This is a genomic window from Pseudonocardia benzenivorans CB1190 (assembly GCF_000196675.2).
Lineage (GTDB): Bacteria > Actinomycetota > Actinomycetes > Mycobacteriales > Pseudonocardiaceae > Pseudonocardia > Pseudonocardia benzenivorans.
This window is the reverse complement of the sequence record NC_015312.1, coordinates 6453900-6478144: the sequence shown is the minus strand read 5'-3', so window position 1 is coordinate 6478144 and position 24245 is coordinate 6453900. Positions and strand designations below refer to the sequence as shown.

The window sequence follows — 24245 nt, the reverse complement described above, 5'->3', positions numbered from 1 at the left end:
CCATGACGCAGACCGTCGCCATCCCCACCCGGCAACGCCATCGCCGGGTGGTTCTCGCGCCGGTCATCGGCCTCGTCGTGCTGGCGATCTGCGGGCTCGTCGTCGTGGGTGTCGTCGCCGCCCGGATCGGCGTCGGGGCGGTGTTCGTCGGCGCGATCTGCGCGCTGCTGCCGGTCGGGCCGGTCGTCGCGGCGTTCCTGTGGGTCGACCGGTGGGAGCCCGAGCCGCCGCGGCTGCTGCAGCTCGCGTTCCTGTGGGGCGCGGGCTTCGCCGCGCTGTCGGCCCTGCTCATCAACAGCAGCGCCGCGCTCGCGGCCGACGACCTGCTCGGCCGCGGCACCGGCGACGTGCTGGGTGCGGTGGCCATCGCGCCCTTCGTCGAGGAGGCCGTGAAGGGCCTGTTCCTCGTCGGGTTGCTGGTCTTCATGCGCCGCGAGATCGACGGCATCGTCGACGGCATCGTGTACGCGGGGCTGGTCGCGGCCGGGTTCGCGTTCACCGAGAACATCCTCTACATGGGCCGCGCCTTCGCCGAGGGTGTGGGCACCGAGACCGGCAGCGTGCTGACGGTGCTGGTGCTGCGCGGGGTGTTCTCCCCGTTCGCGCACCCGCTGTTCACGTCGATGACCGGCATCGCCGTGGGGCTCGCGGCTGGCTCGCGCCGGGTCGGCACCCGGGTCCTCTGGGTGCTCGGCGGCTACCTGTGCGCGGTCGCGCTGCACGCGCTCTGGAACGGCTCGGCGACCCTCGGCGGCAGCGGCACGTTCATCACGGTCTACGTCGCGATCATGCTGCCGGTGTTCGTCGCGACGATCGTGCTCATCATCTGGCAACGACGCCGTGAGCAGCGCACGGTCGCCGACCAGCTGCCGGGCTTCGCGGCGGCGGGCTGGATCGCGCAGAGCGAGGTCGAGCTGCTGGCCAGCCTGGCCGGCAGGCGCGGGTGGCGGCGGGCGGTGCGCAGCCGGTCGGGTCCCGCCGCGGCGCGGGCCGTCGCCGAGTACCAGGCGGCCGTCACCGAGATGGCGTTCATGCGGGCCCGGATCGCCCGCGGCGCGGTCCAGCAGCGAGCCCAGCAGCGCAACGACGATATGCTGCTGCTGCTCAAGAAGGCCCGGGCCAAGGCGCTCGGCATGCCCGACGCGCTCTCCGCGGCCTGGAAGCAGGCGCCCCCGCCGGGCTGGGAACCGCCGACGATCATGGTCGCGCCGGGCGGCCGGCCGGCGCCGGCTCCGACGCCGCCGCCGTGGCCCGCCCAGGGCCCCGGTCCCGGCTACGGACCCCGCCCCGGCCCGCCGCCCCCCGGCTACGGCCCGCGCCCGGGCTACGGCCCGCCGCCCGGTCACGGCGGTCCGCCCCCGAGCCACCGCCCGTGAGCGACCCCTGACCAGGCGGACCGGTTCACCTGCCGGTCGCGGGGGCGTCGCGACGGGGGTGGCCGACGCCGCTCGTGAAGCGGCTCACGCGGGCGTCATCCGGGGGCCGGGGCGCGTCTAACCTGTGCACGTCGTCAGCCGTAGCCGACAACTCGTCTGGTACCCGCGACCGGGACTGGAACGAGCGAGGAGTGCGTGATGAGTGCAGGCAGGCCTGCGCGGCTCGCCGTGGGCGTCGTGTCCGCGGGCCGGGTGGGTTCCGTCGTCGGTGCCGCACTGGCCGCCGCGGGACACCACGTCGTCGCGACCTCAGGCGTCTCGCGGGCGTCCGTCGCCCGCGCGCAGACACTGCTGCCCGACGTCCCGCTGCTCCCGCCCGACGAGGTCGTCTCCCGCTCCGACCTCGCGCTGCTCGCCGTCCCCGACGACGTGCTGCCCGGCCTCGTCCGCGGTCTCGCCGCCGCGGGTTGCTTCCGGCCGGGCCAGATCGTCGTGCACACCTCGGGTGCGCACGGCGTGGCGGTGCTGGACCCGGCCGTCGAGCACGGCGTCCTGCCGCTGGCCCTGCACCCGGCCATGACGTTCACCGGCCGCGTCGAGGACGTGCAGCGGCTGACGTCGTGCTGCTTCGGTGTCACCGCCCCGGAACACGACGAGGCGGCCTGGAACGTGGGCGAGGCGCTCGTCGTCGAGATGACGGCCGAGCCCGTGCGGGTGCCCGAGGCCGCCCGGCCGCTCTACCACGCCGCGCTCGCCCATGGCGCGAACCACCTGGTCACCCTGGTGCGCGACGCCACCGACCTGCTCGAGAAGGTCGGCATCCGGCCGGCCGAGCGGCTGATCGGGCCGCTGCTCTCGGCGGCGCTGGACAACGCGCTGCGCCACGGTGACCGTGCGCTGACCGGGCCCGTCGCGCGCGGGGACGTCGGCACCGTCGCCACCCACCTGCGCGAGCTCGACGCCGCCGATCCCGAGCTCGCGCGCACCTACCGGACGCTGGCCGCGCGCACCGCGCACCGCGCCACCGCCGCGGGGCTGCTCGCCGAGCAGGCCGCCGACGACGTGCTCACCACCCTGCGGGAGGACCGATGACCAGCGTTGCCCGGACCACGGGCGGCTACCGCGCGGGCGAACTCACCGTCCACCGTGTGCCCGCCGAGGTGCACGCCGTCTCGCGGGCCCTGCGGGGCGCGGGCCGCCGCGTCGCACTGGTCCCGACGATGGGCGCCCTGCACGACGGGCACCGCGAGCTGATCCGGCACGCCCGGCTGCTCCCGGGCTCGACCGTGACCGCGGTGTCGATCTTCGTCAACCCGCTGCAGTTCGGGCCGAACGAGGATCTTTCGCGCTATCCGCGGCCGCTGGAGGCCGACCTCGAGGTGCTGCGCGAGGAGGGCGTCGAGCTCGCGTTCGTCCCGTCGGTCGACGACATGTACCCGCCGGGTGCGCAGACCCGCATCGTGCCCGGCCCGCTCGCCGACGAGCTCGAGGGCGCGATCCGCCCCGGTCACTTCGAGGGCGTGCTGACGGTGGTCGGCAAGCTGTTCCAGATCGTCGCGCCGGAGATCGCGATCTTCGGGGAGAAGGACTACCAGCAGCTCGTGCTGCTGCAGAAGATGGTCCGCGACCTGAACTTCCCGCTCTCGATCGTCGGCGTCCCGACCGTGCGGGAGCCCGACGGGTTGGCGCTGTCGTCGCGCAACGCCTATCTGTCCGACGAGCAGCGCACCCTCGCGCCGTTGCTGCAGAAGGCCCTGACCGAGGGCGCGGCGGTCTCGGCACGCGGCGCCGACGCCGTGCTCGCCCGGGCCCGTGACGTGCTGGCCGCCGAGCCGGCACTCGACGTCGAGTACCTGGAGCTGCGCGACCCGGAGCTCGGCCCGACGCCCGCGACCGGCCGTGCCCGGCTGCTCGTCGCCGCCCGTCTGGGCACCACCCGCCTGATCGACAACGTCCCGGTCCAGCTGTAGCTCGGAGGCCACCATGTACCGCACGATGATGAAGTCCAAGATCCACCGTGCCACGGTGACGCAGGCCGACCTGCACTACGTCGGATCGGTGACCGTCGACCTCGACCTGATGGAGGCCGCCGACCTGCTCGAGGGCGAGCAGGTCGCGATCGTCGACATCACCAACGGCGCCCGGCTGGAGACCTACGTGATCCCCGGCGAGCGCGGCTCCGGCGTCATCGGGATCAACGGCGCCGCCGCGCATCTCGTGCACCCCGGCGACCTGGTCATCCTGATCTCCTACGGTCAGTACGACGCCGCCGAGCTCGCCGCGTACGACCCGCGCGTCGTGTTCGTCGACGGCCGCAACCGGGTCGCCGAGATCGGCGACGACCCGGGGCACGCCCCCGCCGGGTCGGGCCTCGTGTCCGGCTCGGTGACCCGGATGCGCTCGGCCTGACGCCGGTGCTGCTCTGCATCGACGTCGGCAACACGCAGGTCGCGCTCGGTCTCTACGACGACACCCCGGTCGTCGACGACGGCAGCGAGCCCGACCCGCGACCGCCGCTCGTCCGTGACTGGCGGATGCGCACCGACGCGCGGATGACCGCCGACGAGCTGGAGGTGGCGATCAACGGCCTGCTCGGCGAGCGGGCCGCGGCGGTCTCGGGCGTCGCCGCGCTCTCGACGGTGCCGTCGCTGCTGCGCGAGCTGCGGCTGATGCTGGAGCGGCGCGGCGGGCGGATGCCGACGGTCGTCGTCGGCCCGGGGGTGCGCACCGGGGTGCCGCTCCTCGTCGACAACCCGCGTGAGGTCGGCGCCGACCGCGTCGTCAACACGCTCGCGGCGCACCGCATCTTCGGGACGGCGTGCGTCGTCGTCGACTTCGGGACGTCGACGAACATCGACGTCGTCTCCGCGCGCGGGGAGTTCCTCGGCGGCGCGCTCGCTCCCGGGATCGAGATCTCGATGGAGGCGCTGGCCACGCGGGCCGCGGCGCTGCGGACCGTCGAGCTGGTCCGCCCGCGCGCGGTGATCGGGAAGAACACCGTCGAGTGCCTGCAGTCCGGTGTGCTGTTCGGGTCGGCCGGACAGGTCGACGGGCTGGTGCAGGCGATCATCGCCGAGATGGGCCCGAAGGCCGGCCCGGTGACGGTGCTCGCCACGGGCGGTCTCGCCCCGCTCATGGACGGCGTCTCGCGGACCATCACCGAGTACGTCCCCGATCTGACGCTGCTCGGTCTGCGCCTGACCTACCTGCGCAACCTCCGGACCACGGTCGGGACCGTCGGCGCCGCACACCCGGTGCCCGCGGGCCCGGCCTCCGGGCGGCCCTCGCGGTAGGCCCGCGCCGCAGCCCGACCGTGCCGCGTTCGGTTCGGCGACGAACCAACGGGACGCGCCGCACGCCGCGCGCGGGAGGTGGGGCAGGCGATCCGTCCGGACGCGACCAGCACCGATGGCAGCGGGCGTCGGACACATGTCTACGCTTGCTCGGCGTGACCGACGAGCACTCCACACCCGCCGACGACGACCTTCCCGAGCAGCTCCGGGTCCGCCGGGCGAAGCGGGCGGAGCTGCTCGAGCAGGGGATCGACCCGTACCCGGTCGAGGTCGGCCGCACGCACACGTTGCGTGAGGTCCGCGACGCGCATCCCGATCTCGAGCCCGACACCGCGACCGGCGACAAGGTGGCCGTCGCGGGGCGCGTCGTCTTCCAGCGCAACACCGGCAAGCTCTGCTTCGCGACGTTGCGCGAGGGCGACGGCACCGAGCTGCAGGCGATGCTCAGCCTGGCCGACGTCGGGGAGGAGTCGCTGGCGCAGTGGAAGGCGATGGTCGACCTCGGCGACCTCGTGCTCGTCGAGGGGGAGGTCATCACCTCCCGCCGCGGCGAGCTCTCGGTGTCGGCCGACACCTGGCGGATGCTCGCCAAGGCCGTCCGCCCGCTGCCCGTCGCGCACCGCGAGCTCTCGGAGGAGACGCGGGTGCGCCAGCGCTACGTCGACCTCATCATGCGGCCACGGGCCCGCGAGATGGTGCGCGCCCGCTCGACGGTGCTGCGGACGCTGCGGCGGGTCTTCGAGGAGCGCGGCTACATCGAGGTCGAGACGCCGATGCTGCAGGTGCTGCACGGCGGCGCGACGGCCCGTCCGTTCGTGACCCGCTCGAATGCGCTGAGCCAGGATCTCTACCTGCGGATCGCGCCGGAGCTCTACTTGAAGCGGGCCGTCGTCGGCGGGATCGAGCGCGTGTTCGAGCTGAATCGTGTTTTCCGTAACGAGGGCATCGACTCGACGCACTCGCCCGAGTTCGCGATGCTGGAGGCCTACCAGGCCTATGCCACCTACGACGACATGGCCGAACTCACGCGTGAGCTGATCCTGGAAAGCGCCAGGGCCGTCTTCGGTTCGACGGTCGTGCGGCGCGCCGACGGTTCCGAGCACGATCTCGGGGTCCCGTGGCGCAGCGTCACGCTTCACGCATCCGTGGCCGAGGCGGTCGGTCGAGAGGTGACCATCGACACCTCTGCCGAAACTCTGCGTAAGATCGCCGCGGAACACGACGTCGAGTTGAAGGATTCCTGGTCGGCCGGCGAGATCGTCCTGGAACTGTTCGAGAAGCTCGTCGAGCACACGCTCGTGGAACCGACGTTCGTGCGCGACTACCCGGTCGAGGTCCGGCCACTCACCCGGCAGCACCGCGACGACCCGAGGCTCGCCGAGGCCTGGGACCTCATCGTTTTCGGAACGGAGCTGGCCACCGCCTACTCCGAACTCGTCGATCCCGTGGAACAGCGGGAGCGCCTCTACCGGCAGTCGCTGCTGGCGGCGGCGGGCGACCCCGAGGCGATGCAGCTGGACGAGGACTTCCTGCGGGCCATGGAGTACGGCATGCCGCCCACGGGGGGTATGGGGATGGGCGTCGACCGTCTTCTGATGACGCTCACCGGCCTCGGCATTCGCGAGACGATTCTGTTCCCGCTCGTCCGTTCCGAGTGACGCGGCCGCCGGAGTGGGACTTTCGGCCTTCCCGCTTCGGTGAACCCGGGTCGACACCGCTTGCGGAATGCATATAGTCTCGCTTTAGCGGCGTCGCCGCAGTTGTAAGAGCTCAGCGTTGTGAGAATGGAGGCTGCGGCGGTGGCGCAGATCCGTGAGATCAGACTGATCGACGACCTGGACGGTAAGGCGGCCGACGAGACGGTCGAGTTCGGGATCGACGGCAAGACGTACGAGATCGACTTGTCCGAGTCCAATGCCGGAAAGCTGCGGGACGCGCTCGCGACCTATGTGGCCGCGGCCCGCCGTGCCGGTGGGCGTCGTCGCGCCTCGGCGGGCTCGGCGCCGTCGAATCGGCGCCAGTCCGTGGACCGCGAGCAGAACCAGGCAATTCGGGATTGGGCCCGGAAGCGGGGAATGAAGGTGTCGGACCGGGGCCGTATCCCGGCCGAGGTGCTCGAGGCTTACCACCAGGAGAACTGAACGCGGCGGAGACGTCGAAACGAACGGGGCCGATCGATGTGATCGGCCCCGTTCGTCGTCGGGGACGCTTTTCGGTCGTGGAACGCGGCGCCGCGTCGCGGTCGGCGCCGGGGTTCGCCGCCCCGCGCGGGGGCGCGGGGGCGGCGTCGGGGTTAGGGTGGCCTTACCGTCGGCGTTCGCCGGACGGACTCCGACGGAGGGGAGAGCCGATGGCCCGCACGGCGACGAGTCTGGAAGTCCTGCGGACCGAGCCCCTCGGCCCGCACATGATCCGTGTGGTCCTGGGTGGCGACGAGCTCGCGCGCTTCCCGGACACCGGGTACACCGACCGCTACGTCAAGCTCCTGTTCACCCCGCCCGGCGTCGAGTACCCGGAGCCGTTCGACGTCGAGGCGATCCGGCGCGAGCTCCCGCGCGAGCAGTGGCCCCGGATCCGGACGTACACCGTCCGCCGGCTCGACCACGACGCGGGCGAGCTGACGATCGACTTCGTGCACCACGGCGACTCGGGTGTGGCCGGTCCGTGGGCCGCCGCCGCCCGGCCGGGCGACCTGCTGCGGCGGCTGGGTCCCGGCGGCGCCTACGCCCCGAACCCCGCGGCGGACTGGCACCTGCTCGTCGGCGACGACGCGGCGCTGCCCGCGATCGGCGCCGCACTCGAACGGCTGCCCGCGGGCGCGACGGCGCTCGCCGTCCTGCAGGTCGACGGACCCGCCGACCACCAGGACTGGCACACCGCGGCCGACGTGCGCGCAACCTGGCTGCACCGTGCCGACCTGCGGGCGACCGGGGACGTGGGCGAGGCCGCGGCGACCCAGCTGCTCGACGCCGTCGCGGCGCTGGAGTTCCCGGTGGGCGACGTGCACGCGTTCGTCCACGGCGAGGCGGCCGCGGTGCGTGGCCTGCGTCGGCACCTGCTCGGCGACCGCGGCGTCCCGCGCGACGCCCTCTCGGTCTCCGGATACTGGCGGCGAGGTCGCGACGAGGACGGCTTCCGCGCCGACAAGGCAGCCGAGCGGGCGGCCGAGCAGACCGGCGACGGAGCCGCCGCGGCGGCCGTCCGGGGCGGCGCCGAGGGCCGCTGACCACAGCGTTCACCCCACCGACGGGAATCGTGCGGGGGGCGGCGCGCGTTGCGACGGGCGCATCGTCATGTGGGCGCACGGAGGCGGTGGGACCCGTCCGACCGATACAGTGGTATGGGGCGTCCGCGGCGCAGTGTCACAGGGATGCTGGGCGCGCCGCATGTGTGGGCGCAGCAGGCAAGGAGTGCGAATGTTCGAGAGGTTCACCGACCGTGCACGGCGCGTTGTCGTCCTGGCCCAGGAAGAGGCCAGGATGCTCAACCACAACTACATCGGGACCGAGCACATCCTCCTTGGCCTGATCCACGAGGGTGAGGGTGTCGCCGCAAAGGCGCTCGAGTCGCTCGGGATCGCTCTGGAGGGTGTCCGCCAGCAGGTCGAGGAGATCATCGGCCAGGGGCAGCAGGCACCGTCGGGGCACATCCCGTTCACGCCTCGGGCGAAGAAGGTCCTGGAGCTCTCGCTGCGCGAGGCGCTGCAGCTCGGCCACAACTACATCGGCACCGAGCACATCCTGCTCGGCCTGATCCGCGAGGGCGAGGGCGTCGCGGCGCAGGTGCTGGTCAAGCTGGGAGCCGACCTCAACCGGGTCCGGCAGCAGGTTCTCCAGCTGCTGTCCGGCTACCAGGGCAAGGAGCCCGCCGAGGCCTCCGCGGGCCGCGGCGAGGGCACCCCGTCGTCCTCCCTCGTCCTCGACCAGTTCGGTCGCAACCTCACCCAGCAGGCCCGCGAGGGCAAGCTGGACCCGGTCATCGGCCGGGAGAAGGAGATCGAGCGGGTCATGCAGGTCCTCTCCCGGAGGACCAAGAACAACCCCGTCCTGATCGGCGAGCCCGGCGTCGGCAAGACCGCCGTCGTCGAGGGCCTGGCCCAGGGCATCGTCAAGGGCGAGGTGCCCGAGACGCTCAAGGACAAGCAGCTCTACACCCTCGACCTGGGATCGCTGGTCGCGGGCTCGCGCTACCGCGGTGACTTCGAGGAGCGCCTGAAGAAGGTGCTCAAGGAGATCCGCACGCGCGGCGACATCATCCTGTTCATCGACGAGATCCACACCCTCGTCGGTGCGGGCGCCGCCGAGGGCGCGATCGACGCGGCGAGCATCCTCAAGCCGATGCTGGCCCGCGGCGAGCTGCAGACGATCGGCGCCACCACGCTCGACGAGTACCGCAAGTACGTCGAGAAGGACCCCGCGCTGGAGCGCCGCTTCCAGCCGATCCAGGTGGGCGAGCCGAGCGTCACGCACACCATCGAGATCCTCAAGGGCCTTCGCGACCGCTACGAGGCGCACCACCGGGTCACCATCACCGACCCGGCGCTCGTCGCCGCGGCCACGCTGGCCGACCGCTACATCTCCGACCGCTTCCTGCCCGACAAGGCGATCGACCTGATCGACGAGGCCGGGGCCCGGATGCGCATCCGTCGCATGACGGCGCCGCCGGACCTGCGGGAGTTCGACGAGAAGATCGCCGGCGTGCGTCGCGACAAGGAGTCGGCGATCGACGCGCAGGACTTCGAGCGGGCCGCGTCGCTGCGCGACACCGAGAAGCAGCTGCTCGGGCAGAAGTCGGAGCGCGAGAAGCAGTGGAAGTCGGGTGACCTGGACGTCGTCGCCGAGGTCGACGACGAGCAGATCGCCGAGGTCCTGGCCAACTGGACCGGCATCCCCGTGTTCAAGCTCACCGAGGAGGAGACCACGCGTCTGCTCCGCATGGAGGACGAGCTGCACAAGCGGATCATCGGCCAGGAGGACGCCGTCAAGGCCGTCTCCCAGGCGATCCGCCGCACGCGTGCCGGCCTGAAGGACCCGAAGCGCCCGTCCGGCTCGTTCATCTTCGCCGGCCCGTCCGGCGTCGGTAAGACGGAGCTGTCCAAGGCGCTCGCGAACTTCCTGTTCGGCGAGGACGACGCGCTCATCCAGATCGACATGGGTGAGTTCCACGACCGCTACACCGCCTCGCGGCTCTTCGGTGCCCCTCCCGGGTACGTGGGCTACGAGGAGGGCGGCCAGCTCACCGAGAAGGTGCGGCGCAAGCCGTTCTCGGTCGTGCTGTTCGACGAGATCGAGAAGGCGCACCAGGAGGTCTACAACACCCTCCTGCAGGTGCTCGAGGACGGCCGGCTCACCGACGGCCAGGGCCGGACGGTGGACTTCAAGAACACCGTCATCATCTTCACCTCGAACCTGGGCACCCAGGACATCTCGAAGGCGGTCGGGCTCGGCTTCGCGCAGAGCAACGACGAGGCGTCGAACTACGAGCGGATGAAGACGAAGGTCCACGACGAGCTGAAGAAGCACTTCAGGCCGGAGTTCCTCAACCGTATCGACGACATCATCGTGTTCCACCAGCTCACCGAAGAGCAGATCATCACGATGGTCGACCTCATGATCACGCGCGTCGAGGCGCAGCTGGCGAACAAGGACATGGGCATCGAGCTCACGCCCGCCGCCAAGTCGCTGCTCGCACGCCGTGGTTTCGACCCCGTGCTGGGCGCCCGGCCGCTGCGCCGGACCATCCAGCGCGAGATCGAGGACCAGCTGTCCGAGAAGATCCTGTTCGGCGAGGTCGAGCCGGGTCAGATCGTGCTGGTCGACGTCGAGGGCCTCGACCCCGACGCCCCCGAGGGGTCGCGGGCGGCCGACGACAAGGCGCACTTCACCTTCCGTGGTGAGGCCCGCCCGGCGGCGCTCGTTCCCGACGCCCCGCCCGTCGACCTGGCCAAGACCGACGACTGACGGGTAGCAGGCACGACGAAGGGGCCGGTCCGCGAGGACCGGCCCCTCGCCGTCCCGACCCCCCGGGTCTCGGCGGAGTGGTCAGTGCCCGCGGTGGGTGGCGTCCGTCCGCGAGAGCGTGGTGAGGCGGGCGCCGCTCCCCGGTCGGCGCAGCCGCAGCAGCCAGCCCTCGGTGAGCGGTTCCAGCACGGCCTCGCCGAGCAGGCCCAGGCACAGGGCCGCACCCGAGGGCTCCGGCAGGTCGATCCGGTCGGGCAGCCAGCCGAGCGGCTGGGCGGCGAGCACCCGGCCCGCCGGAGTGAGCAGCGCGCCCGGTTCGTCGCGCAGCTGGACGAGCCGCGCGAGGTGACGGGCGCGCATCCGCTCGTCGCGCGCCGCTGCCAGCGTCGCCAGCTGGTTCTCCGCCAACCGGGCGGCGGCCGCGGTGAGCATGAGCGTCGTCGGATGGAACGTGGCGCCCATGCCCGTGACGTCGACGACTCCGATCAGCCGGCCGTCCTCGGGCTCGTGGATGGGTGCGGCGGCGCAGGTCCACGCGTGGAGGGTGCCGACGAGCCCGGTTCGGCCGTCCGCGTGCGGCACCTCGCGCTCGCCGTCGCGCCAGAGGATGCGGCCGTTCTCGTCCGTGACGATCATCGTGTGCGTCGCCTCGTCGGCGATGCCGAGCAACGTGTCGCGGAGCAACGGCACTGCGGGCGCCAGCGGATGCGCGCCGCGCAGGTCCGTCTCGACCGAGTTGCTCGTCATCAGCGCCATCGTCGCGCGCTCCGCCCGGTCAGGCAACCCTTATCGCGATCCTCGTCTGCGTTCCTATCCCCATGGATAGCTCGCAACTACGGGCTGCGCACCGGCAACACGACTGTGTGAGCGATGGTCGCTATCGCGACGATCGCCGCTCACGTGCCGCGTCCAGCGCCTCCAGCGCTTCGGCTGCGGGCAGCGCGAGTCTGATCCCGCGACCGTGGCGCACCTGCGGCTCACGGACGTTGATCCTGATCAGCGCGCCCGTCGCCGCGGTCGCCAGCTCGGCCTGGCGGCGCACCGTCGGCACCGCGGTCCCCGCCCCGATCTCGACGACGACGAGCCTGCTCCGGTGGGTCCGTACCCACGCGACGTGCTCCTCGAGCTGCGGCCGGGCCTGCGAGTCGTCCCACGACCAGTCGCCGAACATCAGGATCGCCGGCCGGGCGAGACCGCCACAGCCCGGGCACGCCGGGAGCGGGCCTCGGGCGCGCATCGTCGTCGGGTCGACGTCGACCTCGACCCCGTCGGCCGGCCACACCGGCTGCCCGCATCCGGCGAGACACTGCAGGTGGTGGATCGAGCCGTGGCACTCCGCGACGGTCGACGGCGCGAACCCGGCCTTCTGGAACTGCCCGTCGACGTTCGAGGTGAACACGCGCGTCGGGACGCGGTCCGCCCAGCGGCGGAGCACGGCGAACCCGGTGTGCGGCGTCGTCACCCGGTAGAGCGACAGTCGATGGCCGTAGAAGCCCCACGCGAGCGCCGGGTCGTCGGCGAAGTGGACCGGGTCGGCCAGCTCCTCGAACCGCAGCCCGAGGGCGCGATAGGGCGGGTAGGCGCGCCAGAAACCCTCGGGTCCTCGGAAGTCGGGCAGCCCGGAGTCGACGCCCATCCCGGCGCCGGCGCACACGAGCAGCGCGCCGGCGCCGTCGACGAGTTCGGCGGCGCGTCGGAGGTCCGCGCTCAGTCGGCGTCCAGGTCGACGACCTCGAACTCCAGCAGCGACGCACCCGTCGACACCGGCTGCCCCGACGCCGTCGGCGCCTGCGCGCCGCCGCCGTGCGCCTGCATGGCCGGGCCGTTGCGCCAGGCCTGGAAGGCCTCGTCCGACTCCCACCGGGTGACGACGAAGTAGCGGTTGTCACCCGACACCGGGCGCATCAGCTCGAAGGAGATGAACCCGGGCTGGTTGTCGACCGCGTGCTTGCGGTGGGCGAACCGCTTCTCCAGCTCCGGGCCCGATCCTTCGGGTACTTCGATCGCGTTGATCTTCACGACGGTCATGCACTTCAGGTTAGTTTGCGCGGGTGCGGCGTTCGGTGCGGACCTCCGACGGCGTGTACCTCGCCGTCGTCGAGTTCGGGGGCCGGGGTACCCCGATGCTGCTGCTGCACGGGCTCATGGGTCGCGCGACGACGTGGTGGCCCGCAGTGGGCTGGCTGTCCGCGCACGGCCGGGTCGTCGGTGTCGACGCCCGTGGCCACGGCCGCTCCCAGGCCGCCGGGCCGTGGAGCACGGAGCGGATGGCCACCGACGCCGCCGAGGTGCTGGAGCAGCTGGGCGGCGGCCCGGCGATCGTCGTCGGACACTCGATGGGCGGGTTGCACGCCCTCGCGCTGGCCGCGAGCCGCCCCGATCTGGTACAGGCCGTCGTCGTCGAGGACATGGCCGTCGACCTCACCGGCGCACCCGACGGCGCGCTCGCCGACGCCCGCGCCTGGTTCGGGGCGGTGCCGCAGCCGTTCGAGTCGCTCGCGCAGGTGCGCCGGACCTTCGGGCACCCGCGCCCCGAGTTCGGCGACTACATGGCCGAGTGCGTCGAGGAGCGTGCCGACGGCTACCACCTGCTCTGCCGGGTCGACAACGCCGTCGCGATCGCCGCCGAGTGGACGCGGCAGCACCACTGGGACGCGCTCGCCGCCGTCCGTGCGCCGGTGCTGCTCCTGGCGGCGGCCGAGGGCATCGTCCCCCGCGGGCAGTCGGAGAAAATGATCGAAGCGTTGCGCGGCAACAGGTTCGGCCCCTACGCGCGGCTCGTCACCCTGCCCGGCACCGGGCATCTTGTGCACGCTTCTGCCCCCGACGCCTTCCGCCTCACCGTCGAGGGCTTCCTGTCGACGACGGCCGCCCTCCGCAACCCGACCTGACCCACCCGCTCCGCCCACCCACCCGCTCCGCCCACCCACCCGCTCCGCTGCCCCGCCCGCTCCGCCGCCCCGCCCGTCCGCTCCGCTCTTCTGCAGGAACGGCACTTTCCCGCAACTGGGCTGCGGGAAAGTGCCGTTCCTGCAATCCGGGGGAGCGGCGCCTCGCCCGGGGGGCGCCTCACCCGGGGAGCGGCGCCTCGCCCGGGGGGCGGCGCCTCACCCGGGGAGCGGCGCGTCACCGGGCGAGCGGCGCCTCACAGGGGGGCGGCCTCGCCGGTGCGGGTGTCGGCGACCTCCAGGGCCGTCACCGCGGCGCGGACGGGGCGCAGGGGGTGCAGCGTCGTGAAGGCGGTCGCGGGGTCGCGGGTCGCCAGGACGCAGTGCGGGACCCAGGAGCCGGGCAGGTAGGTCGCGACGGGCCCCCGGACCTTGCCCGCCAGCACGTCGTGCACGGCGTCGTGCACGGCCAGCAGCTCGGTGTCGACGACGGCGGCGAGCACCAGCTGGTCGTCACGCCCGGCGACGGCGGTGAGGTTGGTGAGCCACAGCGTGGGCAGGGTGAGGACCCGCACCGCGGTGGCCAGCGCCGCCCTGGCCGGCGAGGGGATCGTCGTCGCGGCAGCGACCGTGACCGCGGGCCGCCCGACCGGCACCGGCACCCCGGCGACGACGAGCCGCGCCCGCAACCCCGTCAGCTCGGCGGCGGCGTCGTCGGCGAGGCGGAAGCGGACGGTCTGCGCCACGGTCGGTCCCGGGGCTCAGGCCGGCAGGGCGAAGCGGCCGTCGTCGAGCTGCTCGGCCAGCCCGTCGACGAGCAGCGAGTCGAGGCAGCGGTCGCGCTGGGCGGCGTCGGCCCACGCCCGGTCGAGCGCGGCGCGGTCGACGGGCCCGGTCGCGCCGCGCAGGACGTCGAGTAGCCGGCCGCGGACCTGCCGGTCGGTGCCCGCGAAGGCCTGGGGGGCGCGGCGCGGACCGTCGTAGGTGGGCGCCCCCGCGGCGAGCCAGGCGCACCGCTCGCGGACCGGGCACGCGGCGCAACGCGGGGTCCGCGCGGTGCACACCGTAGCGCCGAGCTCCATCATCGCGATCGAGAACGTCGCGGCCTCGGCCTCGTCGGCGGGCAGCAGCGCCTCGACGTCGGCGAGGTCGGCCCGTACCCGGGCGGGCCCGGCGTCGCCGGCGCCGTGCACGGCCCGGGCCACGACCCGCCGCACGTTGGTGTCGACGACCGCGCACCGCCGCCCGTAGCCGAACGCGGCGACCGCGCGTGCGGTGTAGGACCCGACGCCGGGCAGCGCCTCCAGGGCGTCCACGTCGGCGGGGACGATGTCGTCGTGCACGGTCGCGATGGTCGCCGCCGCCTCGTGCAGCCGCAACGCCCGCCGCGGGTAGCCGAGCTTGCCCCACGCGCGCAGCACGTCAGCCCTGGGGGCGGCGGCCAGTGCGGACGGCGTCGGCCAGTCGGCCATCCATCGCAGCCAGACGGGTTCGACGCGGGCGACGGGCGTCTGCTGCAGCATGAACTCGCTGACCATGACGCCCCACGGCGTCGTGCCGGGGCGGCGCCACGGCAGGTCGCGGGCGGCGACGGCGTACCAGGGGACGAGCGTCCCGGCGAGGGGCGGCGCGACGGGCGGTGGCACGAGGGCATCGTGCCACCCACCCGCCGGTCGTCCGTGCGGACCGGTCAGCCGACCACCTCGTTGAGCTTCCCGGTCGCCACGTCGAAGACGAAGCCGCGCACCGACTCCGTGTGCGGGACGAACGGGCTGGCCTTGATCCGGGCGATCGACTGCACGACGTCCTCGTCGATGTCGCCGAACGACTCCGGCGCCCACGGCGGCTTGATGCCGGTCTCCTCCTGGATCGACCGCTTGAAGTCGTCGTCGGTGAACGTGAGCATGCCGCAGTCGGTGTGGTGGATGAGGATGATCTCGGTCGTGCCGAGCAGCCGCTGGCTGATCGCGAGCGACCGGATCTCGTCGTCGGTGACGACACCGCCGGCGTTGCGGATGACGTGCGCCTCGCCCTCGCCCAGCCCGAGGACGCGGTACACGTCCAGGCGCGCGTTCCATGCACGCGACGACGGCGACGCCCTTCGCGGGCGGGAGGGGGAGTGGGCCGGAGAAGGTCTCGGCGTAGGACGCGTTGTTGGCGAGCAGTTCGTCGGTCACGGACATGACGGGTTCTCCCTGGTGAGCGAAGTCGCGGGCCGGACGCCCGCGGTAGGTCGGGGCGCGCGCAGGCCACGAGCGGCCGCCGCAGGGGCGGTCGCTACGCGGCCGGGCGACAGAACTCGTCGAAGTGCACGACCCGGCGGCTCGGCCAGAAGAACTGGAGCCGCATCCGCATCACGCGACGAGTCAAGCGCGCCGCGCGGTGACGCGCAACCACGTCAGTCGCCCGGGTGGTTTCCGGGTCCCGGACGGCGCCACGCCGGGACGACGTCGGCTGCGGCTGGTAATCATCGATCTACTCTGCGTCACATGTGGGAGCCGACCGGACCGTTGCCCGCGTCGGTCTACTGGCGGCGACGCTGGGTTGCTCTCGCATCGGTCGTCGTACTGTTCGCGGTGCTGGGGCTGACGGTCGCCGCGCTGGTCCACGGCCGCTCCGAGCCGACGAGCGACGAGCCGACGGCCCTTGCGGCCAACCAGGCGGCGCTGAGCGGCGAGGCGCCCACGTCCGTCCTCCCCGCCGCGCCGCCCGGCGACCCCACGGCGTTCGTCGCCCCCGGCGCCGACCCGGCCGATCCGACGGTCGGAACCGGCGTCACGACGGGCCCCGGCACCCAGATCGCACCGGCCGGCGCACCGTCCACCGCCCCGGTGACCGACGAGTCCCGCGTCGAGACCTCGCCCGTCGCGGCCGCGGAGGCGCTCCCGCCCGGTGACCAGCAGCCGTCCCCGCCCGCCACCGTGCCGCCGACCGGACCGGTTCCGTGCACCAACGACATGCTCAGCGTCGGGGCGACGATCGACCGGCCGGACCACAAGGTCGGCGACAAGCCGGTCGTCGGCGTCGTCGTCACGAACACGAGCGGCGAGCCCTGCGTGCGCGACCTCGACGGCAGCCGGCTGGAGATCGTCGTGTGGAGCGGCGACGGGGTGAACCGCCTCTGGTCGAGCAACGACTGCGCCAACCCGTCGACGCCGGACCTGCGCACGCTCGTACCAGGCCAGCCGGTCTCGTTCTCGGTGACGTGGCAGGGCCGCACGTCGACCCCCGGCTGCGCGGCGCCGCGGACGGTCGTCCCGGCCGGCGCCTACCGGCTGCTCACCCGCATCGACGACCTCATCAGCCCGCCGACCCCGTTCCTGCTGACGTCCTGACCCGGCCGCCCCCGAGGCCGGGACGCAATATCGAGCGCAACCCCACGGTCGTCCGAGCCGCTCCCCGCGACCGTGGGGTTGCGCCCGGACCGGCGGCCGGGTCTCAGTCCCGCCGCAGCCTGCGGACGACCTGCCCGAGGTCCGCGACCTCCTGCACCTTCATCCCGACGGACCGGACGTCGCTGTCGGGCGGCACGAGCGCCTGCGTGAAGCCGAGCCGGGCGGCCTCGGCGAGCCGCCGGCCGACGCCGTTGACCCGCCGGACCTCGCCCGCCAGCCCGATCTCGCCGAGCAGCACCATGTCGGGGGGCAGCGCGAGATCGCGCTTCGCGGAGACGACGGCGAGCGCCAGCGCGAGGTCGGCGGCGGGTTCGGTCACCTTCATCCCGCCGACGGTCGCGGTGTAGACCTCCGCGTCGTGCAGCGTCACCCCGACCCGGCGTTCGAGCACGGCGAGCAGCATGGCCACCCGGGCGCTGTCGAGCCCGCTGACGGCCCGCCGCGGGCTCGGGATGTTCGCGCCGGCGACGAGCGCCTGCACCTCGGCCAGCATCGGCCTGCGCCCGTCCATGACGACGGTGACCGCCGTCCCGGGGACCACCGCGTCGCGGGTGGCGCCGAAGCGGGCGAGGAAGAGTCCCGACGGGTCGGCGAGCCCGACGATGCCCTCGTCGCGCAGCTCGAAGCAGCCGACCTCGTCGGCGGGCCCGAAGCGGTTCTTGACGCCGCGGACCATGCGCAGCGTGGACTGCTTGTCGCCCTCGAACGCCAGCACGACGTCGACGAGATGTTCGAGAACCCGTGGCCCGGCGATCGAACCGTCCTTGGTGACGTGCCCGACCAGCACGACCGGCAGCCCGCGCTCCTTGGCCAGCGCCGTGAGCCCGACGGTCACCGCGCGCACCTGCGTCACGCCGCCGACGCCGCCGTCGACGTCCGATGTGGACATCGTCTGGATCGAGTCGACGATCAGCAGGCCGGGCGCGAGGGCGTCGAGGTGGCCGACGATCGCGCCGAGGTCGGACTCGGCCGCGAGGTAGAGATCGTCGTGCAGGCCGCCGGTGCGTTCGGCGCGCAGCCGGACCTGCCCCGCGGACTCCTCGCCGGTGACGTAGAGGACCCGGCCGCGGTGCGCCGCCTTCGCCGCGACCTCGAGCAGGAGCGTCGACTTCCCGACGCCCGGCTCACCGGCCAGCAGGACGACCGCGCCGGGCACGAGTCCGCCGCCGAGGACCCGGTCGAGCTCGTCGACACCGGTCGGCCGCGCGCGTGCCGAGTCGAGCTCGACGTCGGCGATCCGGCGGGCGGGTGCCGACGGCGCGCCGGCCGCGACGCGGGGCCCGCGCCCGGACGGGACCGACTGCTGCGCAAGGGAGCCCCACGCCTGGCAGGCGGGGCAACGCCCCACCCACTGGGCGGCCTGGTGGCCGCACTCCGCGCAGACGAAGCCCGCGCGGGCGGTGCGGGTGCGGCCGGTCAGTGGCCGCCGCCGGAGGAGCCGGTCGCGGGCGGCTGCGCGCCACCGGAACCGGGGCCGCCGGGGACCAGGTTGTCCGGGTTGCCCATCGGCAGGTCGACGGTGACGTTGCCCGCGCGCTCGAACGTGAGCACCAGCGGGTAGCTCAGGCCGGGCGAGACGTCCTGGCTGAGGCCCTCCAGCGTCATCTCGATCGGGAGGCCGGTGTTCCCGGGGACGCCGCCGGGAGTGGTCGACGCCGTGAGCGCGCCGTGCGGCGGGATGGTGGTGTCGCCGGTGATGCGCACGCTGCCCGCGACGGGGCTGCTCGCCGAGACGAGCCGGTCGGGCAGGTCGTCGTCGTTGGCGATGCTCATCGTGATCGGGGCCGAGGACCCGGCCGTGTAGGCCGCCAGCCGCTGCGAGCCGCCGACGGGGAACTCGATCTCGGCGTTGCGGATCTCGATGTGCTGCGCGGTGACGTTGGCGCCGGAGACGGCCGCCTGCTGCTCCGCGGTCTGTGCGATCTGGCCCGCACCGCAGCCCGCGAGGGCGAGCGCGCCGACCACGGCGCCGGCCACCAGTGCGACTCGGGTCGGGCGGAAGCGCTGGGTGCGGCTCACGGGTCTGCTGTTCCTCTCGTGCCGGAGGGCCCTCCCCGTGGTCGGGGTGACCAGGCGGAAGCGTAGTCGCGCGGGTCCGGGAGCCCCAACGGGCCTCCGGTCACACCGGGTGGGGTTTCGGTCACGGAGCCGTACACGCACGTTTGCCTCTGGTTGTCAAGGCCGTGACCTGCGACGACGGTCCCTCCCGGTGGGCGGGGGCCAGGCCGCCCGTGTTAACCTGGGTACAGCGAAAGGGGCAGAGGACACATGGTTTTCAAGGTCGGAGAGACCGTCGTCTACCCGCACCACGGTGCCGCTCTCATCGAGGCCATCGAAACCCGCACGATCAAGGGCGAGGAGCGTAAGTACCTCGTCCTCAAGGTCGCGCAGGGTGATCTCACGGTGCGTGTTCCCGCAGAGAATGCCGAGGTCGTCGGCGTTCGTGACGTGGTGGGCCAGGAGGGCCTCGACAGGGTGTTCGAGGTGCTGCGTGCGCCCCACACCGAGGAGCCGACGAACTGGTCTCGGCGGTACAAGGCCAACCTCGAGAAGCTGGCCTCCGGCGACGTGAACAAGGTCGCCGAAGTGGTGCGTGATCTCTGGCGGCGCGAGAAGGACCGCGGCCTGTCCGCGGGCGAGAAGCGCATGCTGGCCAAGGCGCGGCAGATCCTCGTCAGCGAGCTCGCGCTCGCCGAGGGCACCGACGAGGAGCGGGCCGAGGTCCTGCTCGACGAGGTGCTCGCCACAGCCGCCACGGCCTGAGAGTCCCGCCCGGTCCCGATCGTCCTCCTCCGGTACCCGTCGTGAGCGTCGTCGCGGTCGTTCCCGCTGCGGGCTCGGGTCAGCGGCTGGGTGCGGGGGAGCCGAAGGCCTTCGTGACCGTCGGCGGTACGCCCATGCTCGTGCGGGCGGTGGACGGGCTGCTCCGGTCCGGTGCGGTCGATCATGTGGTCGTCGCGGCCCCGGCGGAGCTCGTCGAGTCCGCCCGGCGGCTGCTGCCGGGACGTCCGGTCACCGTCGTGGCGGGCGGTGCGGACAGGACCGCGTCCGTGCTGTGCGCACTCGGCGCGCTGCACGACGGCGGTGATCCGAACGGCGTCCACACTGGAGATGAACGATCGGGGACCCGTCGGGGTGACGCCCCCGAGGTCGTGCTCGTCCATGATGCGGCCCGCCCGCTGACGCCGCCCGCGCTCGTGGCGGCGGTAGTGGCGGCGGTGCGCGCGGGGCATCGGGCCGTGGTGCCGGTGCTCCCCGTCGCCGACACGGTGAAGCGGGTCGACGCCGTCGGGCGCGTCGTCGAGACGGTCGACCGGACGGTGCTGCGCGCGGTGCAGACGCCGCAGGGCTTCACCCCCGAGCTGCTGCTGCGCGCGCACCGCGCCGCCGCGGCCCGGGGAGCCGCCGCCACCGACGACGCCGGACTCGTCGAGGCCATCGGTGAGCCGGTCCACACCGTCCCCGGCGACGCCACGGCGTTCAAGATCACCACTGCGTGGGACCATCGGATCGCGGAGAACCTGTTGCAGGACAACGACAACACCAGCATCGTCCGGTGACGGCCGCGTTGCTCCGCGTCGGCGTCGGCACCGACGTCCATCCCGTCGAGGCGGGCCGGCCGTGCTGGCTGGCCGGGCTGAGGTGGGACGGCGTCGACGGCTGCGCCGGCCACTCCGACGGTGACGTCGCCGCCCACGCGCTGTGCGACGCGCTGCTGTCCGCGGCCGGGCTGGGTGACCTGGGTGCGGTGTTCGGTACCGGCAGGCCGGAGTGGGCCGGTGCGGGCGGGGTGCAGCTGCTCGCGGAGGTCCGCCGGCTGTTGGCGCGCGACGGCTGGACCGTCGGGAACGCCGCGGTGCAGGTCGTCGGCAACGCTCCGAAGATCGGCACCCGGCGCGACGAGGCGCAGCGCGTGCTGTCGGAGGCGGTCGGCGGACCCGTCGCCGTCTCCGGGACGACGACCGACGGGCTCGGCCTCACCGGCCGCGGCGAGGGCGTCGCGGCGATCGCGACGGCACTGATCGTCCGGGGCCCCTGATCGTCCGGGACCACAGATCGTCCGGGACCACCGAGGGCCGGGCCTCGGGCGCGACGCGTTGGGCCGCAACGCCTCTAGGGGGCCGCTGGCGGATCGCCGTCGATGGGCTCGGTGATCCGGGCGGTTCGTGGCAAGGCGGAGCCGGGTCGGCATACCGGGCGTATTCGGGCCGGCGACACCGCAGCCACGGGCCGTGCGGGCGCCGAGACCGCGGCGAGTGATCCGTCAGACCTGCCCTTGGCGCACCCCGTCGAGCCGGGCCTGCACCTCGTCCGGGGTGAGGGTCTCCAGCGCCGCAGAGACCATCCAGTGGTGTCCGAACGGGTCGGCGACCCGGCCGCCGCGCGAGCCGTACTCGTGGTCGCTCACCGGGTAGACGACCGTCGCGCCGGCCGCGAGCAGTCGCTCGGTGACGGCGTCGGCGTCGGACACGTCCAGTGACATCAGGACCGGCGGGTGCTGGCCGGGCGTCGGCGCGGGATCGCCGTCGCCGGCGTCCTTGAGCTCGAACCGCAGGCTCCCGACGGTCAGCGTGGCGTGCACGATCCGGCCGTCCATCGTGTAGCTCTCCTCGACGACGGCGCCGAGCGCCGCGGTGTAGAAGGCGAGCGCAGCGGCACCGTCGGCGACGACGAGCTTCGGCGTGAGCTGGAGGATCTCCGTCATGCCCCCAAGCCTGCCGGGTCCGCGCGCCGCTGTCGTGGACGAATGGGATCCGGGGCGACGATCGGAGCCTGCCTGGTCACCCGTAGTCTGTGTGGGGTGAGCCTGCGACTGCACGACACCGCGACCAGGGAGCAGCGTGACTTCGTACCGCTGCGGGCCGGGACCGTGTCGATGTACGTGTGTGGGGCCACCGTCCAGGGCGTCCCGCACATCGGCCACGTCCGCAGCAGCCTCAACTACGACGTGCTCCGGCGCTGGCTGACCTACTCGGGGCACGACGTGCTCCTGGTGCGCAACGTCACCGACATCGACGACAAGATCCTGCGCAAGGCCGCGGACGCCGGTCGTCCCTGGTGGGAGTGGGCGGCGACGCACGAGCGCGCCTTCTCCGCGGCGTACGACGCGCTGGGCTGCCTGCCGGCCTCGGCGGAGCCGCGGGCGACGGGGCACGTCACGCAGATGGTCGACCTCATCGCGCGGCTCATCGATCGCGGGCACGCCTACGCCGCGGGCGGCGACGTCTACTTCGCCGTGCGGTCCTTCCCCGAGTACGGGTCGCTGTCGGGCCAGAAGGTCGACGACGTCGCGCAGGGCGAGGGCGACTGTGGCGACAAGCGCGACCCGCTCGACTTCACGCTCTGGAAGGGCGCCAAGCCCGGTGAGCCGTCCTGGCCGACCCCCTGGGGCGCAGGGCGTCCGGGCTGGCACCTCGAGTGCTCGGCGATGGCCACGGCCTATCTCGGTCCCGAGTTCGACATCCACGGCGGCGGCCTCGACCTGGTGTTCCCGCACCACGAGAACGAGCAGGCGCAGTCGCACGCGGCCGGCGACGGGTTCGCCCGCTACTGGCTGCACAACGCGTGGGTGACCATGGGTGGCGAGAAGATGTCCAAGTCGCTCGGCAACACGCTGTCGATCCCGGCGATGCTGCAGCGGGTGCGCGGCGTCGAGCTGCGGTACTACCTGGTCGGCCCGCACTACCGGTCGTCGATCGAGTACTCCGACGCGGCGCTGTCGGAGTCGGTGTCGGCGTACCGGCGCATCGAGGGCTTCCTCGGCCGGGTCACCGAGCGGGCCGGGACGCCCGGCGTCGCCGCCGAGGTCCCGGCGGCCTTCGCCGCCGCGCTCGATGACGACCTGGGCACCCCGGGTGCGCTGGCCGTCGTCCACAACACGGTGCGCGAGGGCAACTCCGCGCTCGATGCGGGGGACCACGCCGCAGCCGTCCGGGCGGCGGAGTCGGTGCGCGCCATGACCGGCGTGCTCGGGCTCGACCCGCTCGACGAGAAGTGGGCGGGCGGGGGGTCCGACACCGCGGCACTGGGGGCGCTCGGCTCGCTCGTCGACGACCTGCTGCAGCGCCGCCAGGAGGCGCGCGCGGCACGCGACTTCGCCGCGGCCGACGAGGTGCGCGACCGGCTGACGGCCGCGGGCATCTCCGTCGAGGACGGGCCCGACGGGCCGAGCTGGTCGCTCAAGGACGTTCAGTAGGTGTCTCAGGGACCGTCGGGTCCCGGTGAGGTAGTGGGTAGATCATGGCCGGCAACTCCAAGCGGCGCGGCGCGATCCGCAAGGACGGCACCAAGAAGGGTGCCGTCGTGGGCTCGGGCGGCCAGCGTCGTCGTGGGCTGCAGGGCAAGGGCCCGACGCCGCCGGCGTCGCTGCGTCCCGGACATCCCGCCGCCCGCAAGGCCGCCCGCGACGCCAAGGCGCAGGCCAAGGTCGCGGGCCGGCAGGGCGGTGGCGCGGGCAACCGCAGCCGGCGCGCGGGCGACGGCGAGACGCCGGAGACGGTGCTGGGTCGCAACCCCGTCGTCGAGTGCCTGCGGGCGGGCGTGCCGGCCACGGCCCTGCACGTGGCGGTGGGCGCGACCGCCGACGAGCGGGTCAAGGAGGCCGTCCACCTCGCGGCCGACGCGGGCATCTCGATCCTCGAGGTGCCGCGCAACGACCTCGACCGCATGGCGGGCGGTGCGCTGCACCAGGGTGTGGCGCTCGTCGTGCCGCCCTACGAGTACGCCCACCCCGACGAGCTGCTGGAGGCCGCGGTCGGCTCCGGCCGCCCGGCGCTGATCGCGGCGCTCGACGGCGTCATGGATCCGCGCAACCTCGGTGCCGTCGTCCGGTCGGTGAGCGCGTTCGGCGGGCACGGCGTCGTCGTCCCGCAGCGGCGTGCGGCGGGCATGACGGCCGTCGCGTGGCGGACCTCGGCGGGTACGGCGGCGCGGCTGCCGGTCGCCAGGGCGACGAACCTGACCCGAACGCTGCAGGAGTACGCCAACACCGGTCTCATGGTCGCGGGGCTGGCCGCCGACGGCGACGTCTCGATCGACGACTTCGACCTCGCCACCGACCCCCTCGTCCTCGTGATCGGGTCCGAGGGCAAGGGCCTGTCCCGGCTGGTCCGCGAGACGTGCGACGTCACCGTGTCGATCCCGCTGGCGCGGGAGGTGGAGTCGCTCAACGCGTCGGTGGCGGCGGGCGTGGTGCTCGCCGAGGTCGCGCGGCGCCGCCGGGTCGGCTGACGTCCCGCCGCCGACGAACCCGCACGTCGCCCTGCCGAAGGACTGCGCCGACGAGACCGCGCGCAACCTCACGGTCGTGTTCGCGCGCGTCGACGACGCTGAG

General features: G+C 73.4%; 24 protein-coding genes and 1 pseudogene. 16 read left to right on the top strand and 9 right to left on the bottom strand.

What is annotated here, in order from left to right:
• Positions 1-2: 2 nt before the first annotated feature.
• From PSED_RS30715 to PSED_RS30675, 9 genes are all read left to right on the top strand, one after another.
• Positions 3-1376, top strand: a complete 1374-nt coding sequence (locus PSED_RS30715) for a PrsW family intramembrane metalloprotease (RefSeq protein ID WP_013678113.1) — start codon at positions 3-5, stop codon at positions 1374-1376.
• A gap of 198 nt (positions 1377-1574) precedes the next feature.
• Entirely contained in the window at positions 1575-2468 is an 894-nt protein-coding gene (locus PSED_RS30710; RefSeq protein ID WP_013678112.1) for a Rossmann-like and DUF2520 domain-containing protein, read from the top strand.
• A complete protein-coding gene (panC, locus tag PSED_RS30705; RefSeq protein ID WP_013678111.1) occupies positions 2465-3346 on the top strand; it encodes a pantoate--beta-alanine ligase in 882 nt (293 codons plus the stop codon). The genes PSED_RS30710 and panC overlap by 4 nt, the downstream gene beginning before the upstream one ends.
• A 13-nt stretch (positions 3347-3359) precedes the next feature.
• Positions 3360-3785: an aspartate 1-decarboxylase gene (panD, locus tag PSED_RS30700; RefSeq protein ID WP_013678110.1), complete on the top strand. Its 426-nt coding sequence runs from the start codon at positions 3360-3362 to the stop codon at positions 3783-3785.
• A 5-nt stretch (positions 3786-3790) separates the two neighbouring features.
• Positions 3791-4669, top strand: a complete 879-nt coding sequence (locus tag PSED_RS30695; protein ID WP_013678109.1) for a type III pantothenate kinase — start codon at positions 3791-3793, stop codon at positions 4667-4669.
• Positions 4670-4824: 155 nt separating this feature from the next.
• The gene (gene lysS, locus PSED_RS30690; RefSeq protein ID WP_013678108.1) at positions 4825-6327 is read left to right on the top strand and encodes a lysine--tRNA ligase; all 1503 of its coding nucleotides are present in this window, start codon (positions 4825-4827) and stop codon (positions 6325-6327) included.
• 141 nt (positions 6328-6468) lie between these two features.
• Positions 6469-6810: a histone-like nucleoid-structuring protein Lsr2 gene (locus tag PSED_RS30685; RefSeq protein ID WP_013678107.1), complete on the top strand. Its 342-nt coding sequence runs from the start codon at positions 6469-6471 to the stop codon at positions 6808-6810.
• 209 nt (positions 6811-7019) lie between these two features.
• On the top strand, positions 7020-7895 hold the full coding sequence (locus PSED_RS30680; RefSeq protein ID WP_013678106.1) for a siderophore-interacting protein: 876 nt from the start codon (positions 7020-7022) through the stop codon (positions 7893-7895).
• A gap of 190 nt (positions 7896-8085) precedes the next feature.
• Complete coding sequence (locus PSED_RS30675; RefSeq protein ID WP_013678105.1) at positions 8086-10629, top strand: ATP-dependent Clp protease ATP-binding subunit; 2544 nt, start codon at positions 8086-8088, stop codon at positions 10627-10629.
• An 81-nt stretch (positions 10630-10710) separates the two neighbouring features.
• Here PSED_RS30675 and PSED_RS30670 read toward each other — a convergent pair whose 3' ends face one another.
• The 3 genes from PSED_RS30670 to PSED_RS30660 all read right to left on the bottom strand — a co-directional run bounded on the left by PSED_RS30670 (position 10711) and on the right by PSED_RS30660 (position 12657).
• Positions 10711-11376 (bottom strand): GAF domain-containing protein, encoded by a 666-nt coding sequence (locus PSED_RS30670; protein ID WP_049803546.1) that lies wholly within the window; start codon positions 11374-11376, stop codon positions 10711-10713.
• 130 nt (positions 11377-11506) lie between these two features.
• Positions 11507-12265, bottom strand: coding sequence for an SIR2 family NAD-dependent protein deacylase (locus PSED_RS30665; protein ID WP_083845507.1), 759 nt, complete (start codon positions 12263-12265; stop codon positions 11507-11509).
• Between the two features lie 71 nt (positions 12266-12336).
• A complete protein-coding gene (locus PSED_RS30660; RefSeq protein ID WP_013678102.1) occupies positions 12337-12657 on the bottom strand; it encodes an antibiotic biosynthesis monooxygenase family protein in 321 nt (106 codons plus the stop codon).
• Positions 12658-12692: 35 nt separating this feature from the next.
• Here PSED_RS30660 and PSED_RS30655 point away from each other — a divergent pair, with 35 nt between their 5' ends.
• Positions 12693-13520 (top strand): alpha/beta fold hydrolase, encoded by an 828-nt coding sequence (locus PSED_RS30655; protein WP_013678101.1) that lies wholly within the window; start codon positions 12693-12695, stop codon positions 13518-13520.
• Positions 13521-13774: 254 nt separating this feature from the next.
• Here the strand turns inward: PSED_RS30655 and PSED_RS30650 are convergent, their stop codons facing one another.
• The 3 genes and pseudogenes from PSED_RS30650 to PSED_RS30640 all read right to left on the bottom strand — a co-directional run bounded on the left by PSED_RS30650 (position 13775) and on the right by PSED_RS30640 (position 15700).
• Entirely contained in the window at positions 13775-14263 is a 489-nt protein-coding gene (locus tag PSED_RS30650) for a hypothetical protein (protein ID WP_013678100.1), read from the bottom strand.
• Positions 14264-14278: 15 nt separating this feature from the next.
• Positions 14279-15163 carry an HhH-GPD family protein gene (locus PSED_RS30645; RefSeq protein ID WP_013678099.1) on the bottom strand — a complete coding sequence of 295 codons (885 nt, stop codon included), beginning with the start codon at positions 15161-15163 and terminating at the stop codon, positions 14279-14281.
• 44 nt (positions 15164-15207) lie between these two features.
• Positions 15208-15700: pseudogene (locus PSED_RS30640) on the bottom strand (beta-class carbonic anhydrase).
• Between the two features lie 306 nt (positions 15701-16006).
• On the opposite strand from PSED_RS30640, the gene PSED_RS30635 reads away from it, so the two are divergent.
• Entirely contained in the window at positions 16007-16852 is an 846-nt protein-coding gene (locus tag PSED_RS30635) for a RodZ family helix-turn-helix domain-containing protein (protein WP_013678098.1), read from the top strand.
• Positions 16853-16955: 103 nt separating this feature from the next.
• Here the strand turns inward: PSED_RS30635 and radA are convergent, their stop codons facing one another.
• A complete protein-coding gene (gene radA, locus PSED_RS30630; RefSeq protein ID WP_041760157.1) occupies positions 16956-18332 on the bottom strand; it encodes a DNA repair protein RadA in 1377 nt (458 codons plus the stop codon).
• Positions 18329-18931, bottom strand: a complete 603-nt coding sequence (locus PSED_RS30625) for a copper chaperone PCu(A)C domain-containing protein (RefSeq protein ID WP_013678096.1) — start codon at positions 18929-18931, stop codon at positions 18329-18331. The genes radA and PSED_RS30625 overlap by 4 nt, the downstream gene beginning before the upstream one ends.
• 249 nt (positions 18932-19180) lie before the next feature.
• Here PSED_RS30625 and PSED_RS30620 point away from each other — a divergent pair, with 249 nt between their 5' ends.
• The 3 genes from PSED_RS30620 to ispF are packed head-to-tail and all read left to right on the top strand — an operon-like array spanning position 19181 to position 20951.
• Positions 19181-19675 carry a CarD family transcriptional regulator gene (locus tag PSED_RS30620; RefSeq protein WP_013678095.1) on the top strand — a complete coding sequence of 165 codons (495 nt, stop codon included), beginning with the start codon at positions 19181-19183 and terminating at the stop codon, positions 19673-19675.
• Positions 19676-19716: 41 nt separating this feature from the next.
• Positions 19717-20472: a 2-C-methyl-D-erythritol 4-phosphate cytidylyltransferase gene (gene ispD / locus PSED_RS30615; protein ID WP_013678094.1), complete on the top strand. Its 756-nt coding sequence runs from the start codon at positions 19717-19719 to the stop codon at positions 20470-20472.
• The gene (gene ispF / locus PSED_RS30610; protein ID WP_013678093.1) at positions 20469-20951 is read left to right on the top strand and encodes a 2-C-methyl-D-erythritol 2,4-cyclodiphosphate synthase; all 483 of its coding nucleotides are present in this window, start codon (positions 20469-20471) and stop codon (positions 20949-20951) included. Before ispD ends, ispF begins: the two co-directional genes overlap by 4 nt.
• 225 nt (positions 20952-21176) lie before the next feature.
• Here the strand turns inward: ispF and PSED_RS30605 are convergent, their stop codons facing one another.
• Positions 21177-21617, bottom strand: coding sequence for a VOC family protein (locus PSED_RS30605; protein WP_013678092.1), 441 nt, complete (start codon positions 21615-21617; stop codon positions 21177-21179).
• A 96-nt stretch (positions 21618-21713) separates the two neighbouring features.
• On the opposite strand from PSED_RS30605, the gene cysS reads away from it, so the two are divergent.
• On the top strand, positions 21714-23108 hold the full coding sequence (gene cysS / locus PSED_RS30600; RefSeq protein WP_041760156.1) for a cysteine--tRNA ligase: 1395 nt from the start codon (positions 21714-21716) through the stop codon (positions 23106-23108).
• A gap of 44 nt (positions 23109-23152) precedes the next feature.
• Positions 23153-24142 (top strand): 23S rRNA (guanosine(2251)-2'-O)-methyltransferase RlmB, encoded by a 990-nt coding sequence (rlmB, locus tag PSED_RS30595; RefSeq protein WP_013678090.1) that lies wholly within the window; start codon positions 23153-23155, stop codon positions 24140-24142.
• Positions 24143-24245 lie beyond the last annotated feature (103 nt).

Bases quoted from the DNA above. Each gene is read 5' to 3' on its own strand.
- PSED_RS30715 (WP_013678113.1), top strand. From the start codon at position 3: ATGACGCAGACCGTCGCCATCCCCACCCGGCAACGCCATCGCCGGGTG.
- PSED_RS30710 (WP_013678112.1), top strand. From the start codon at position 1,575: ATGAGTGCAGGCAGGCCTGCGCGGCTCGCCGTGGGCGTCGTGTCCGCG.
- panC (WP_013678111.1), top strand. From the start codon at position 2,465: ATGACCAGCGTTGCCCGGACCACGGGCGGCTACCGCGCGGGCGAACTC.
- panD (WP_013678110.1), top strand. From the start codon at position 3,360: ATGTACCGCACGATGATGAAGTCCAAGATCCACCGTGCCACGGTGACG.
- PSED_RS30680 (WP_013678106.1), top strand. From the start codon at position 7,020: ATGGCCCGCACGGCGACGAGTCTGGAAGTCCTGCGGACCGAGCCCCTC.
- PSED_RS30675 (WP_013678105.1), top strand. From the start codon at position 8,086: ATGTTCGAGAGGTTCACCGACCGTGCACGGCGCGTTGTCGTCCTGGCC.
- PSED_RS30670 (WP_049803546.1), bottom strand. From the start codon at position 11,376: ATGACGAGCAACTCGGTCGAGACGGACCTGCGCGGCGCGCATCCGCTG.
- PSED_RS30665 (WP_083845507.1), bottom strand. From the start codon at position 12,265: ATGGGCGTCGACTCCGGGCTGCCCGACTTCCGAGGACCCGAGGGTTTC.
- PSED_RS30660 (WP_013678102.1), bottom strand. From the start codon at position 12,657: ATGACCGTCGTGAAGATCAACGCGATCGAAGTACCCGAAGGATCGGGC.
- PSED_RS30635 (WP_013678098.1), top strand. From the start codon at position 16,007: ATGTGGGAGCCGACCGGACCGTTGCCCGCGTCGGTCTACTGGCGGCGA.
- PSED_RS30620 (WP_013678095.1), top strand. From the start codon at position 19,181: ATGGTTTTCAAGGTCGGAGAGACCGTCGTCTACCCGCACCACGGTGCC.
- PSED_RS30605 (WP_013678092.1), bottom strand. From the start codon at position 21,617: ATGACGGAGATCCTCCAGCTCACGCCGAAGCTCGTCGTCGCCGACGGT.
- rlmB (WP_013678090.1), top strand. From the start codon at position 23,153: ATGGCCGGCAACTCCAAGCGGCGCGGCGCGATCCGCAAGGACGGCACC.